The following is a 12,330-nucleotide window of genomic DNA, read 5'->3' as shown; positions in this document are numbered from 1 at the left end:
GTAAGGTCATTTCTCGCCGATGTAACACTGTTCAACAATATTCATCCGAATTATGCGATGAACGGTACACCGGCAGAAGAAGATCAGCATTATGGACAATCGCATCGGCAAAGGGCTTTCATTCGTCAAGCGCATCTACCTGCCGCGGGTCATTGGCCTGGGAATCGGCCTGCTCACTGTCATGGCGGCGATTGCGCCGCTGTCGCCCCCCTCCTGGGCATGGCTGCTAGTACTGTTCAATGGTTTGCTGTGGCCGCACGTGGCCTACCAGTGGGCTGCCCGCTCGACAACGCCTTACCAGGCGGAACAGCGCAACCTTCTGCTGGACTCGCTGATGGGCGGGTTCTGGACTGCCGCCATGCACTTCAACCCGCTACCCAGCGTGACCGTGCTGTCGATGATGACGATGAACAACGTCGCCGCCGGCGGCAAGCGCATGGTCTTTCGCGGAGCGCTGGCGCAACTGGCTGGCATGCTCACCGCCATCCTGCTACTTGGCCCTGGCTTGCAATTGATCGCCACGCCCCTGCAGGTCTATGCGTGCCTGCCCATGCTGGCGCTGTACCCACTGGCCTTGGGCTGGGTGTGCTACCAGCTTGCGATCAAGCTGGGCGACCACAAGCGCCGGCTGAGCGCCCTGAGCCTCACCGACAGCCTGACCGGGCTGTTCAACCACGGCGCCTGGAAGGACCTGCTGCAGCTCAAGTTCCAGGCGTGCAAGCAGCGACAGGAGCACGCGGTGATTGCCCTGATCGACATCGATCACTTCAAGACCATCAACGACACCTTTGGCCATGTGGTCGGCGACTGTGTACTGCGCCAGCTCAGCGCTGAGCTGCGGCGCAGTTTGCGCGAGGGCGACCAGGCCGGGCGTTACGGCGGCGACGAATTCTGCGTGATCCTGCCCGAAATCAGTGAAGCCCAGGCCTGCCAAGTCATGGAGCGTCTGCGCGAGCGGGTTTCCAGCTACCGCAACCCACAGTTACCGCACCTGCGCATCAGCCTGAGTATCGGCCTGTCCCCCTTCGAGGCCAACCTCGAGTCCCCCGAACACTGGCTCGAACAGGCAGACAAGGCGCTGTACATCGCCAAGCACGCTGGCCGCGATCAGGTCAATTTTGCCCGCAGTGAAGCTGCCGCGCTCAGGCTGGCCTATTCTGATTGAACCTCCTTCCTGACTGCCTGGCGGGAGGTTGCCTGAAGGAGCCGCTCGCGCATGGCCAGGACCGCCAAGCTTCCACCCGCTAGCCCCACACCGCGCTTTCAGGTGCGCCACCTCATTGCCGGTTTCAGCGCAGTGTTCGGCCTGGCTTGCCTGGTCATTCTCGGCGCTCTGTTCAATATCGCCAGTACACTCGACCAACAGGAGCGCCAGCGTAGCGCCTTCCATGCGAACCAGGCGCTGGAACAACGGCTGCTCGCCTCGCGCCAGTTTCTGTCCAGCTATGCCGTATGGGATGCAGCCTTCGAGCACTTGTCGGGCCAAGCCGACTGGCAATGGGCCTACGAGGAAAAAAACATAGGCGAGTCGCTGTACAGCGCCAGCGGCTACGAAGGGGTGTTCGTAGTGGAAAACGACCGCACCACCTATGCCTTGTTCAAAGGCCAGCCCAGCCAGGCAGGTGCCAACACCTATATAGACACACCGCTGCAACCGATCATCGAACAAGCCCGCGCAGCGGCAGTTTCACGCGAGCAAATCACCCATTTCGTGCTGTTCAACGGCTGGCCGGCCGCACTCAGTGCAGCAGCCGTGCGCCCGGACCGGGAGGTTACCGACAGCGAGGTGAGCCAAGCGCCAGTGATGCTGTTCATTGACCAGCTCAACGAAAGCAAACTGGCGCAGTTGGGCCACGGCGCCGGCCTGACGGGCATGCACGTGGAAAAGGAGGATATGCAGGATCACAGCCACCTGCGCATCGACCTGGGCGACACCGGCTACCATCTGACCTGGAACAGCCCACTGCCGGGGCGTCAGATGCTGCGGGCAGTGTTGCCAGCACTGTTGTGCGCACTACTGATACTTGGCCTGGTGATGCTGTACCTGTTCCGTCATGCCTTGCGCAGCTCCCGGGCAATCGGCCTCACGCTCGTGCATCTGCAACAAAGCAACCAGGCCCTGGAGGCCAGCGAGCAGCGTTTCCGCGCGGTGGCCGAGTCGGCATCCGACTGGATCTGGGAAACCGACCGGCAACAACGCCTGACCTACCTGTCGCAACGCTTCGCCAACGTCACCGGCTACCCGGTAGACGGCTGGCTGGGCCACCCGCTCAACCAGTTGCTAGCCTGCGACACCACGCCGTTGTCACCTTGGCTCGACGCCCTGGCTACCGCCGACCCGCAGCAATTGGCCAACCTGCGTTGCACTTACCGCGACCAGAATGGCCAGAACCGCTACTGCCGGATATCCGCCCGCGCTATCTGGCGCGATGGCAAGGCCATCGGTTTTCGGGGTACCGCCAGCGATATCACCGACGAAGTCGACGCCCACGCGCGCATCCAGCATCTTTCGCTGCACGACCCACTGACCGGGCTGGCCAACCGCAACAAACTCGCCCGGCACTTGGAGCAGGCCTTGTTGCGCGGCAGTGACTCGCCGCCGCTGACCTTGTTGCTGCTGGACTTGGACAACTTCAAGCCGATCAACGACTCGCTCGGTCATGCCGCCGGAGATGCCGTGCTGCAAGAAGTGGCAACGCGCCTGCGCGACACCACCCGCGATGGCGACCTGGTCGCGCGTCTGGGCGGCGACGAGTTCATCTTGGTACTCAGCGGCATGGACAACAGCAGCGAGATCGACCGCTTCTGTGCGCGCCTGATCGGCCTGCTGCAGCAACCCATCGTCTTCGAAAGCCAGCCGCTGCACATCGGTGCCAGCATTGGCGTTGCCCAGACGCGTAACCAGGGCTTCGATGCAGGTGAGCTGATCCGCTGCGCCGACATCGCCCTGTACCAGGCCAAGGCCGATGGAAAGAACACATGGCGCTACTTCGTTGCCGAAATGAACCAGCAGATCCAGTACCGCCGCCAGCTGGAGAACGACCTGCGCCGGGCCCTGCGCAATGAGGAGTTCGAGTTGCATTACCAGCCGCGCTACCGCCTCGACGACCTGCGTATCGTCGCGGTCGAGGCCTTGGTGCGCTGGCGGCATCCACAGGAAGGGTTACTGGGGCCGGACACCTTCATTCCGTTGGCCGAGCAGAGCGACATCATTGTTGCGCTGGGCCGCTGGGTGCTTCGCGAAGCTTGCCGCACTGCCCATGACTGGCCAGCCGACGTGCTGGTTTCGGTCAACCTGTCGCCTGCGCAGTTCTTGCGCAGCGATGTGGTAGCCGACGTGCGCGAAATTTTGCTCGACACGGCCTTCCCCGCCCAGCGGTTGGAACTGGAGATTACCGAGAACGTGATGCTCAACGACATCGAGGGCGCGCTAGGCACCATGCTGTCGCTCAAGGAGCTAGGGGTGCGCCTGAACATGGATGATTTCGGCACCGGCTATTCGTCGTTGGGCTACCTGCGTACTTACCCGTTCGACAGCATCAAGATCGACAAACGCTTCATCAGCGGCCTGAACAACAACGGCGGCAGCGACCGCGCTGTGGTCCAGGCCATCATCAACCTGGGTGAGGCGATGGGGCTGACAGTGACAGCCGAAGGCGTGGAAAGCGAACATCAACTCAAGGCGCTGGAAAACGATCGCTGCCATGAAGTGCAAGGCTATTACCTGAGCATGCCCCTGGACAGCGCCGGATTGGCGGCGTTGTTGCACCAAACCTCCCAAAGCACTGCACAGCCCTTGTAGACGCGGCCTTGCTCCTAAACAGACTGGGTGTGCTGCTGCAGGCTGCGCTGCGCCACGATTTCGGGCAGATCACAGCGGCGCAGGTAGGCGCGCAGCGGTTCACCAATGTTCAAGCGGTCATCCACATGCTGATCCAGCAACAGCGACAGCCGTTCGCGGCACAACGCCATGCGCTGCCCTTGCTCGGGCCGCCAGACAAACTCGCTGCAGGGGGTGATACTGGCGTCGGCCACGTCCATGCCGAACGCGTCCTCGGAGAAACGCACGATATGAACACCGCGCTTGCCGTGAAAACCGACAAAGCCCTTTAGCTGATCGGCGGCGTTGCAGATATCCTGGGAAGTGATGGCCATGACGTAACCTCGCAATGAAATCGGAAGATACGCACGCCTGGCGGAAGAAGGGTTGCCTCTGTCGGGCAACTCACAGCGGCAGCCTAACGCAACTGGCGGGCCGTTCGCCAAATTTTTTCGTGCCTGCCCAACGTCGTCGACGAACTCAAGCTGTACTGCCTTCACCACACGACCCGGCTGTACCGCTTCGACCGTTACATCTCTGTCTATTGGGCAGCACCATCACTGCGGGTCGCGGTCCTCATGCACTTGCACACTCGCCGTCATACCCGCACTCAAGGTCAGCCCTTCCGGCACCTGATCCAGGCGAATCCTCACAGGTATGCGCTGGGCCAGTCGTACCCAGTTGAAGGTCGGCTCTACCTCCGGCAGCAACTGGCTGTCCGGGTTGCTGTTGCGGTCGGTGATGCCGCGGCTGATGCTCTCCACGTGCCCCTGCATCGGTTCACCCGTGCCCATCAGCCACACCTTCACAGTGTCCCCAACGCGAATGCGCGGCAGCTTGGTTTCCTCGAAATAGGCCTGGATGTAGAACGTCGAATCATCCACCAGCGCCATCACCGATTCCCCGGTGTTCACATAATTGCCTTCGGCCAGACGCAGATTGGTGATATGCCCGCTGCGCGGTGCCCGCACCTCACTGCGCGCCAGGTTGATCCTGGCCACCTGCAACTGCGCCTCGGCCTCATGCAACTCGCCACGCGCGATGGCGGCATTGATCTGGGCGTTTTCACGCAACTCGGCACTGATCGCCTCTGGCCCCAAGGCAGTACGCCGGGCTGCTTCACGCTCGCGCAAGCGCAATTGCTGGGCGCGGGTCTCGGTCACCGCGCTGGCCTGATCGAACGCGGCCTGGAAGCGCTCGCGGTCAATGCTCATCAACAGGTCGCCAGCCTTGACCTGCTGGTTGTCATGAACCTTGAGTTCGCGAACCCAGCCAGACACGTCAGGCGCAATCACCACCACATCGGCGCGCACACGGGCATCGCGCGTCCATGGGGTGAGCATGTAGTACTGCCACAGCTGGTAGCCGGCCAACACGGCCAGGGCCACCACACACAGGGTCACCAGAATACGTACGGCCGCACGCATCGAAACACTCCTTTATAAAGTTCCCAGCAGGCGTACCACCAGGAACAACACACAGACGAACAGCGCTGCGTCGAACAGCGCTTCATGCCAGATCCAGCGCCCCAACGGTGTGGCCTGCACCACCAGGCGCAGCAGGCCGGTGATCAGCAGCGCCAACAACACATAAAGCAGAAACGGGCTGAGCAGCACACCGCCCACTTCCCACTCACGCAAACCCATGGGTATCCTCCTGCCAGCGGCACCATTTGCCCCAGCTTTTCTGCAATTGCAGCACCGCCCCCTCGGCCAGCCGGAGCGGGTCGCTGGCTGGCAACCGACGCAAGGCTGCAATGAACTGCTCACTGGCAGCATCCAGCCGCTGCCCACGCCCGGCAGCCGGCCCTTTGGCCAGCACTGCCTCCACGTGTTGCAGGTACTCGCGCTCGGCCCGCCCCAAAGGGGCCTGGGCGACCGCCAGGCACATGCGCAGGTGCACCAGTTCGTCGCCGATATCCAGCCCGTGCAGGCCGTCATCCCAGCGTTTGCGTTCGCCTTCCGGTAATTCACTGGCATGCCGCGCCAGTTGCATCAGCCGGTCGGCCATGCGCCCGCCAAACCAGCTGTCAGCCCCGCGCAGGTCGCGCCGGGTCAGGCGCACCAAGTCGTTCTGCGTTGCAGCACGCAAGCGCCGGCCCAGCCAGGCCGGGTGGCGGAACACCAGCAAGCGGAAGGCCATGACCGCTGCCGACACCCCCACCAGCATGGCCAAGGCACTGTTCAACATGGTCGCCACGCCGAACTGCATGGCGTTCAGCGGCGACACCAGCACAATGAAGTGCAGGCAATAGGAAGTGGCCGTAGCCCCGGTACGCGGATGGGCCATGCCCAGTGCACCAAGAAACAGTGGCACGCCCATGCCCAGGCAGAGCATGGCGAAGCTGCTCCATTGCGGCAGCATGATCTGCCCGACCAGAAACGCCGCCGGTATCGCCAGGAATATCCCGCGCAGAAAACTCAGGCCGATCTGTGCGCCGTTTTCGCGACTGGCGAACAGGCTGCAGACCACGCAGGTCAGCACCAGGCCACCCGGTGCCGAAGGCCAGGCCGTGGCCAGCCAGAAACCACTCATTACCAGGAAGGCCAGCGCACTGCGCGAGCCGAACAGCAAGGCCAGCGACCAGTCTCGGTGCACGGCCAGCCCCTGGGACACGTCCTTGGGCGCCCTGCCCGCCTCCACATCCTCAAGTGCCTGGCTGGCGGCCATGGCATAGTCCAATAGCAGGGCCATGCGCGCCAGGCAGAAGTGCTCCGCCGAACTGATCTGCTCGTCGTGTGCGGCATCCCAGATACGCTGACGCAACAACAACAGGCTGGGCTGGTCGGGTTGGTCGAGCAGCGTACGCACTTCCTGCAACCAAGGCGTCAAGTGCTCGACCTCACACTCATCCAGTTGCCGCCACTGGCGGCGCACCGAACGGGAAATACGCAACAGCACCAGCAGTTTCTGGCTAAGGCCACGAATGGCACGGGCACGTTGGCGCCCGCGATTGCCCTCGAACCAGGCATGCTCACGTTGGCTGTCGATGGCAACGATGCGTCCCAGGCTTTCCAGCAGGCCCTTGCGCGCCTCGTCCTCTCCGCCCAGCATGGCTCTGGCGGCCTGCAGGCCGTTCTGCCAGGCCTGCCGTGCCTGCCCGCCCAGTTGCTGCTCGACCCGCATGGGCCAGAGCAAGGCACTGCTGGCTGTTGCACAGAAAATACCCAGGCAGATCTCGGTACAGCGCGCCACGGCCTGGTCGAATACCTGCAGGGGGTGGTCAATGGCCGGCAAGGCAATGATCGCTGCGGTGTAGCCGGCCAGCACGAAAGCATAGGCCCAGGCGCTGCGCAACTGGGTGGACGCGGCGGTACACAGGGCCAGCCACAGCGCCAAGGCAAGCAGGAACAGCCCGGGGGTCTGGGCGAACAGGCCGATGAACAGCACTGACATGACTGTGCCGACCAACGTGCCGGCTAACCGCGCCAAGCCTTTCTGCACCACCATGCCCGATAGCGGCTGGGCGACGATGAAAGCAGTCATCAATGCCCAGGAGGGTTGCTCCAGCCCCCAGCGCATCGCCAGCCACAACGCCAGGCCGCCACCGAGCAGGGTCTTGATGGCAAACTTGAGGGCGAGGCTGTTGGGCGCGAACAGGGCCTGAAAGGTGATGGGCACGAGGCGGACCTTGCGGGGAAAAGTCTTGCTGAAAAGATAGACAATGATGAGCAGAATAAAGCGGAAACGATTAATTAGCTAGCTAATCATGTATATGCGATGGGCCTGCACCGAGAGGGACAGCTCAGGCAATAAAAAATGCAGGCAAAAAAAATGGGCGACCGAAGTCGCCCTAAATGCCTTGCGTGCTCGTGTACCCGGAAGGTCAGCGCGGCTTGCGCTTGTTCGAGTCCTTCCAGATGAAAATGCCCAGACCGGCAAAGAAGGCGACCATCAGCCCGACCGTTACCACACCGGCGATAACCACGTTGTCGAAGAACATGCTGGCCTCCCCATTCGTTTGCCGTTGTCCGATGGGTACACGTTAACCAATGTGGCGGCGGGGAAAATTGATCAGTGTCAATGGTGCCCGAGGCCGGGCACGCGAGGGGGGCGCAGGGTTGACCTGCGTCAAGTTTCAACGCTTCTTAGGTTTGCCCTTGGGCTTCTTTTTCTTGCTGGTACTCAAAGGCAGGGCCTGCTCGAAAGCATTGCGCATTTCGTTCAGCCGCTTTTCCTTGAGGTCGTGGACGCGCTTGGCACGTTCGGCATCGAAATCGATGAGGTTGTCTTGGCTCATGGGTGGGCTCGACGATCAACAGAGAAATGCATGATGAAGCCAGGCGCAGGCGCTGACCAGCCCCGTATCAGACTTCGATGTCCACCAGCAGTCCTTGGCGTACATGCTCGCCCATCAATGGCGCTACCGGCACGGTATTGTCGGCATTGACCTCGTCACCCGGGACGGCATCGTAGCGTTCCTGCTCGCCCTTATTGCGGCGTTGCTGCTGGCGGCGCTGTTCATCGCGCAGCAACAATACCTGCTCCTGCGGGTCGCGCTGGCGCTTGAGGTCAATGGCACTTTCGCCGGACGCAGGCTGCGTCGGCACCACCGGCTTGATATCGGGGGTTGGCTTGACCGGGTCCTGTTGCGAGGTGACCGGGGCGGCACTGAGCGGAATGATCGGCGGCAGCATGGACGTTCTCCTATGCCCCCTGTATCGGCAGGCGCAGCTTTACCTTGATGTCATGGACAACATTTACTCGGCTTCGTCACCCGGCTCGTCGTCGACTGGCGGACTGGCCTCGCTCCAGGGCCGCTTGTACACCTGTTGCCAAACCGCATCCATATGATCGCGTAACACCTGTGGCGCGGCTTTCAGCGAAGCGCTGTCCTCGCGCTCACCACCGATCGGTTCCTCGCCCGCCGGGGTGATCAGCGACTGGCCGGTAATGGTGTAACTGGCCTGCCCTTCACGCATCTCGATGGCGATGTCATGCGGGTCGATACCGCCGCCGCAGAACGCATGGCTGGCCACCGTTATCTCGGCCACCCCATTCTTGTTCAGGTCGCTCACATCACTGACGTCATTATAGAAGTCCACGTCCAGGTCCAGCCCCGGGCAGGTCGTTTCCTGCTCGACCTGCCAACGCGCCTTGAAGGTGTCGTTCTCGGCCGTGCGCCCGTACAAGGTGGCCTTGAGCACCACCTTGTCCACTTCCTGTTCGCTTTCCAGGTCGCTGGCCTGGCCATCGCTGCGGCTCAGGACCAACAGCCCTTCGCCGTCACTGTCACGAAAGTGCACGCTCTTTATCGGCGTCTGCACGCCCAGTACCTCAAGCTGCTCCATCGGAATGGGGGGCAATGTCTCAAAGTTTTTCTGCTCGCAGGCGCTCAGCAGCACCAGGCTGCCCACGGCCATCGAAGCGCTGATCCAGCGGTGCTTGGCAGACATGTTGATCCGGGGCCCTCATCGGCGGCGCTGTGCAGGGCGATGAAACGACTAGACTGTGCCTTTCGATACCTTTCGGTGCTCTCGGCACTTTGGTCTGACCGGCCGATCCGTTAACATAATCGGCTTTTTCATCGCGGGAGTTCAGGCAGTATGGCGCAGCAGTATCAACCGGGGCAACGCTGGATCAGCGACAGCGAAGCAGAGCTCGGCCTGGGTACCATCCTGGCGCAGGATGGCCGCCTGTTGACCGTGCTCTACCCGGCCACTGGCGACACCCGCCAGTATTCCCTGCGCAATGCGCCGCTGACCCGCGTGCGCTTCTCGCCAGGTGACCAGATCACCCACTTCGAAGGCTGGAAGCTGACCGTACGCGAAGTCGAGGACATCGACGGGCTGATGGTCTACCACGGCCTGGACGGGCAGAACCAGCCTCGCACCCTGCCCGAAACCCAGTTGTCGAACTTCATTCAGTTCCGCCTGGCCAGCGACCGCCTGTTCGCCGGGCAGATAGACCCACTGTCGTGGTTCAGCCTGCGCTACAACACCCTGCAGCACACCAGCAAGCAGATGCAGTCGGCACTGTGGGGGTTGGGCGGCTGCCGCGCACAGCCCATCGCCCACCAACTGCACATTGCCCGCGAAGTCGCCGACCGCAGCGCCCCACGCGTTCTGCTGGCCGACGAAGTGGGCCTGGGCAAAACCATCGAAGCCGGCCTGGTCATTCACCGCCAGCTGCTGTCGGGTCGCGCCAGCCGCGTACTGATCCTGGTGCCGGAAAACCTCCAGCACCAGTGGCTGGTGGAAATGCGCCGGCGCTTCAATCTGCAAGTGGCGCTGTTCGACGCCGAGCGCTTCATCGAAAGCGACGCCAGCAACCCGTTCGAGGATGCCCAACTGGCGTTGGTTGCCCTGGAGTGGCTGGTCGACGACGAAAAGGCCCAGGACGCACTGTTTGCCGCTGGCTGGGACCTGATGGTCGTCGACGAAGCCCACCACCTGGTCTGGCACGAAGACCAGGTCAGCGCCGAATACGGCCTGGTCGAGCAACTGGCCCAAGTGATTCCGGGCGTACTGCTGCTCACCGCCACCCCCGAGCAGCTGGGCCAGGACAGCCACTTCGCCCGCCTGCGCCTGCTCGACCCCAACCGTTTTCATGACTTGGCCGCTTTCCGCGCCGAAAGCGAGCACTACCGCCCGGTAGCCGAGGCGGTGCAGGAACTGCTCGACGAGGGCCGCCTGTCGCCCAAGGCCCACGCCACCATCCTGGGCTTCCTGGGTGCCGAAGGCGAAGCCCTGCTGGCTGCGGTCAGCGACGGCGACACCCAGGCCAGCGCCCGGCTGATTCGCGAACTGCTGGATCGCCACGGCACCGGACGCGTGCTGTTCCGTAACACCCGTGCGGCGATTCAGGGCTTCCCCGAGCGCCAGTTGCACCCCTACCCGCTGGCCACGCCCGAGCAATACCGCAACCTGCCAGCCGGCGAGCATGCCGAGCTGTACCCGGAAGTTGCCTTCCAGGCCCAGGGTGAAGTGGCCGATGACGAGCGCTGGTGGCGTTTCGACCCACGCGTCGACTGGCTGATCGACACCCTGAAGATGCTCAAGCGCACCAAAGTACTGGTGATCTGCGCCCACGCCGAAACCGCCATGGACCTGGAGGACGCCCTGCGCGTGCGCTCCGGCATCCCGGCCTCGGTGTTCCATGAAGGCATGAGCATCCTCGAGCGCGACCGTGCCGCTGCCTACTTTGCCGATGAAGAGTTTGGCGCCCAGGTCCTGATCTGCTCGGAAATCGGCAGCGAAGGCCGCAACTTCCAGTTCGCTCATCACCTGGTGATGTTCGACCTGCCAGCGCACCCCGACCTGCTCGAACAGCGCATCGGCCGCCTTGACCGGATTGGTCAGAAGCACACTATCCAGTTGCACATCCCGTACCTGCAAGACAGCCCGCAAGAGCGCCTGTTCCAGTGGTACCACGAAGGGCTCAACGCCTTCCTCAACACCTGCCCCACCGGCAATGCCCTGCAGCACCAGTTCGGCCCACGCCTGCTGCCGCTGTTGGAAGGCGGCGATCACAAGGCCTGGGATACCCTGGTGGCCGACGCCCGCAGCGAGCGCGAGCGCCTGGAAGCCGAACTGCACACTGGCCGTGACCGCCTGCTGGAGCTCAACTCCGGCGGAGCCGGCGAAGGTCAGGCGCTGGTCGAGGCCATTCTCGAACAGGACGACCAGTTCGCCCTGCCGATCTACATGGAAACCCTGTTCGACGCTTTCGGCATCGACAGCGAAGACCATTCCGAGAACGCACTGATCCTCAAGCCGAGCGAGAAGATGCTCGATGCCAGCTTCCCGCTGGGCGACGATGAAGGCGTGACCATCACCTATGACCGTGGCCAGGCGCTGTCACGCGAGGACATGCAGTTCCTCACCTGGGAGCACCCGATGGTGCAGGGTGGCATGGATCTGGTGCTGTCAGGCTCGATGGGCAACACCGCCGTGGCGTTGATCAAGAACAAAGCGCTCAAACCAGGCACCGTACTGCTTGAACTGCTGTTCGTCAGCGAGGTGGTGGCACCCCGCAGCCTGCAACTGGGCCGCTACCTGCCGCCGGCGGCACTGCGCTGCCTGCTCGACGCCAATGGCAACGACCTGGCGTCACGCGTGGCCTTCGAAACCCTCAACGACCAGCTCGAGAGCGTACCGCGCGCCAGCGCCAACAAGTTCGTCCAGGCCCAGCGCGATGTGCTGGCCAAGCGTATCAGTGGCGGCGAGGAGAAGATCCTGCCGGCCCACAACGAGCGCGTGGCCGAAGCCCAGCGCCGCCTGACAGCCGAGGCCGACGAAGAGCTGGCGCGCCTGGTGGCATTGCAAGCGGTCAACCCAAGTGTGCGTGACAGCGAAATCGACGCCCTGCGCAAGCGGCGCGAAGATGGCCTGGCAATGCTGGAGAAGGCCGCCCTGCGCCTGGAAGCCATTCGCGTGCTGGTGGCTGGCTAACGCAGGCCCCGCGCCCTTGTGGGAGCGGGCACGCCCGCGAACACCGGCGAAGCCGGTGGCATCCATCGCAGTGGATGCTTCGCGGGCTCGCCCGCTCCCACAGGAAGGCATCAGGGC

General features: G+C 63.0%; 11 protein-coding genes. 3 read left to right on the top strand and 8 right to left on the bottom strand.

Annotated elements, in window-relative coordinates:
• Positions 1 to 91 precede the first annotated feature (91 nt).
• Both KW568_RS06190 and KW568_RS06185 read left to right on the top strand, forming a co-directional pair.
• The gene (locus KW568_RS06190; protein WP_004576198.1) at positions 92 to 1,165 is read left to right on the top strand and encodes a diguanylate cyclase; all 1,074 of its coding nucleotides are present in this window, start codon (positions 92 to 94) and stop codon (positions 1,163 to 1,165) included.
• 51 nt (positions 1,166 to 1,216) lie between these two features.
• Positions 1,217 to 3,802: an EAL domain-containing protein gene (locus tag KW568_RS06185; protein WP_003254854.1), complete on the top strand. Its 2,586-nt coding sequence runs from the start codon at positions 1,217 to 1,219 to the stop codon at positions 3,800 to 3,802.
• A 14-nt stretch (positions 3,803 to 3,816) separates the two neighbouring features.
• On the opposite strand, the gene KW568_RS06180 is transcribed toward KW568_RS06185, so the two are convergent.
• The 8 genes from KW568_RS06180 to KW568_RS06150 all read right to left on the bottom strand — a co-directional run bounded on the left by KW568_RS06180 (position 3,817) and on the right by KW568_RS06150 (position 9,216).
• Complete coding sequence (locus KW568_RS06180) at positions 3,817 to 4,155, bottom strand: DUF2025 family protein (RefSeq protein WP_003254855.1); 339 nt, start codon at positions 4,153 to 4,155, stop codon at positions 3,817 to 3,819.
• A gap of 222 nt (positions 4,156 to 4,377) precedes the next feature.
• Entirely contained in the window at positions 4,378 to 5,247 is an 870-nt protein-coding gene (locus KW568_RS06175) for an HlyD family secretion protein (RefSeq protein ID WP_003254857.1), read from the bottom strand.
• A 12-nt stretch (positions 5,248 to 5,259) separates the two neighbouring features.
• Positions 5,260 to 5,466 carry a DUF1656 domain-containing protein gene (locus KW568_RS06170; protein WP_004576199.1) on the bottom strand — a complete coding sequence of 69 codons (207 nt, stop codon included), beginning with the start codon at positions 5,464 to 5,466 and terminating at the stop codon, positions 5,260 to 5,262.
• Positions 5,453 to 7,441, bottom strand: coding sequence for an FUSC family protein (locus KW568_RS06165; protein WP_004576200.1), 1,989 nt, complete (start codon positions 7,439 to 7,441; stop codon positions 5,453 to 5,455). Before KW568_RS06165 ends, KW568_RS06170 begins: the two co-directional genes overlap by 14 nt.
• Before the next feature lie 205 nt (positions 7,442 to 7,646).
• Positions 7,647 to 7,763, bottom strand: coding sequence for a cytochrome c oxidase subunit CcoM (gene ccoM, locus KW568_RS30930; protein WP_003254862.1), 117 nt, complete (start codon positions 7,761 to 7,763; stop codon positions 7,647 to 7,649).
• Between the two features lie 135 nt (positions 7,764 to 7,898).
• A complete protein-coding gene (locus KW568_RS06160; protein ID WP_003254864.1) occupies positions 7,899 to 8,060 on the bottom strand; it encodes a hypothetical protein in 162 nt (53 codons plus the stop codon).
• A 67-nt stretch (positions 8,061 to 8,127) separates the two neighbouring features.
• Positions 8,128 to 8,457 carry a hypothetical protein gene (locus KW568_RS06155; protein WP_003254865.1) on the bottom strand — a complete coding sequence of 110 codons (330 nt, stop codon included), beginning with the start codon at positions 8,455 to 8,457 and terminating at the stop codon, positions 8,128 to 8,130.
• Between the two features lie 63 nt (positions 8,458 to 8,520).
• Complete coding sequence (locus KW568_RS06150; protein ID WP_004576201.1) at positions 8,521 to 9,216, bottom strand: M949_RS01915 family surface polysaccharide biosynthesis protein; 696 nt, start codon at positions 9,214 to 9,216, stop codon at positions 8,521 to 8,523.
• Between the two features lie 150 nt (positions 9,217 to 9,366).
• Between KW568_RS06150 and rapA the strand changes: the two genes are divergently transcribed.
• Complete coding sequence (rapA, locus tag KW568_RS06145) at positions 9,367 to 12,213, top strand: RNA polymerase-associated protein RapA (protein ID WP_003254868.1); 2,847 nt, start codon at positions 9,367 to 9,369, stop codon at positions 12,211 to 12,213.
• Positions 12,214 to 12,330: the final 117 nt, after the last annotated feature.

Origin of the sequence: Pseudomonas sp. HD6515 (assembly GCF_024971855.1) — a bacterium.
Classification (GTDB): Bacteria; Pseudomonadota; Gammaproteobacteria; order Pseudomonadales; family Pseudomonadaceae; genus Aquipseudomonas; species Aquipseudomonas alloputida.
Note: the sequence above shows the minus strand (reverse complement) of the source record. Positions and strands in the feature narration are given on the sequence as shown.

Coding starts and splice junctions, on each gene's coding strand:
- KW568_RS06190 (WP_004576198.1), top strand. CDS start 92: ATGGACAATCGCATCGGCAAAGGGCTTTCATTCGTCAAGCGCATCTAC.
- KW568_RS06185 (WP_003254854.1), top strand. CDS start 1,217: ATGGCCAGGACCGCCAAGCTTCCACCCGCTAGCCCCACACCGCGCTTT.
- KW568_RS06180 (WP_003254855.1), bottom strand. CDS start 4,155: ATGGCCATCACTTCCCAGGATATCTGCAACGCCGCCGATCAGCTAAAG.
- KW568_RS06175 (WP_003254857.1), bottom strand. CDS start 5,247: ATGCGTGCGGCCGTACGTATTCTGGTGACCCTGTGTGTGGTGGCCCTG.
- KW568_RS06170 (WP_004576199.1), bottom strand. CDS start 5,466: ATGGGTTTGCGTGAGTGGGAAGTGGGCGGTGTGCTGCTCAGCCCGTTT.
- ccoM (WP_003254862.1), bottom strand. CDS start 7,763: ATGTTCTTCGACAACGTGGTTATCGCCGGTGTGGTAACGGTCGGGCTG.
- KW568_RS06160 (WP_003254864.1), bottom strand. CDS start 8,060: ATGAGCCAAGACAACCTCATCGATTTCGATGCCGAACGTGCCAAGCGC.
- KW568_RS06155 (WP_003254865.1), bottom strand. CDS start 8,457: ATGCTGCCGCCGATCATTCCGCTCAGTGCCGCCCCGGTCACCTCGCAA.
- KW568_RS06150 (WP_004576201.1), bottom strand. CDS start 9,216: ATGTCTGCCAAGCACCGCTGGATCAGCGCTTCGATGGCCGTGGGCAGC.
- rapA (WP_003254868.1), top strand. CDS start 9,367: ATGGCGCAGCAGTATCAACCGGGGCAACGCTGGATCAGCGACAGCGAA.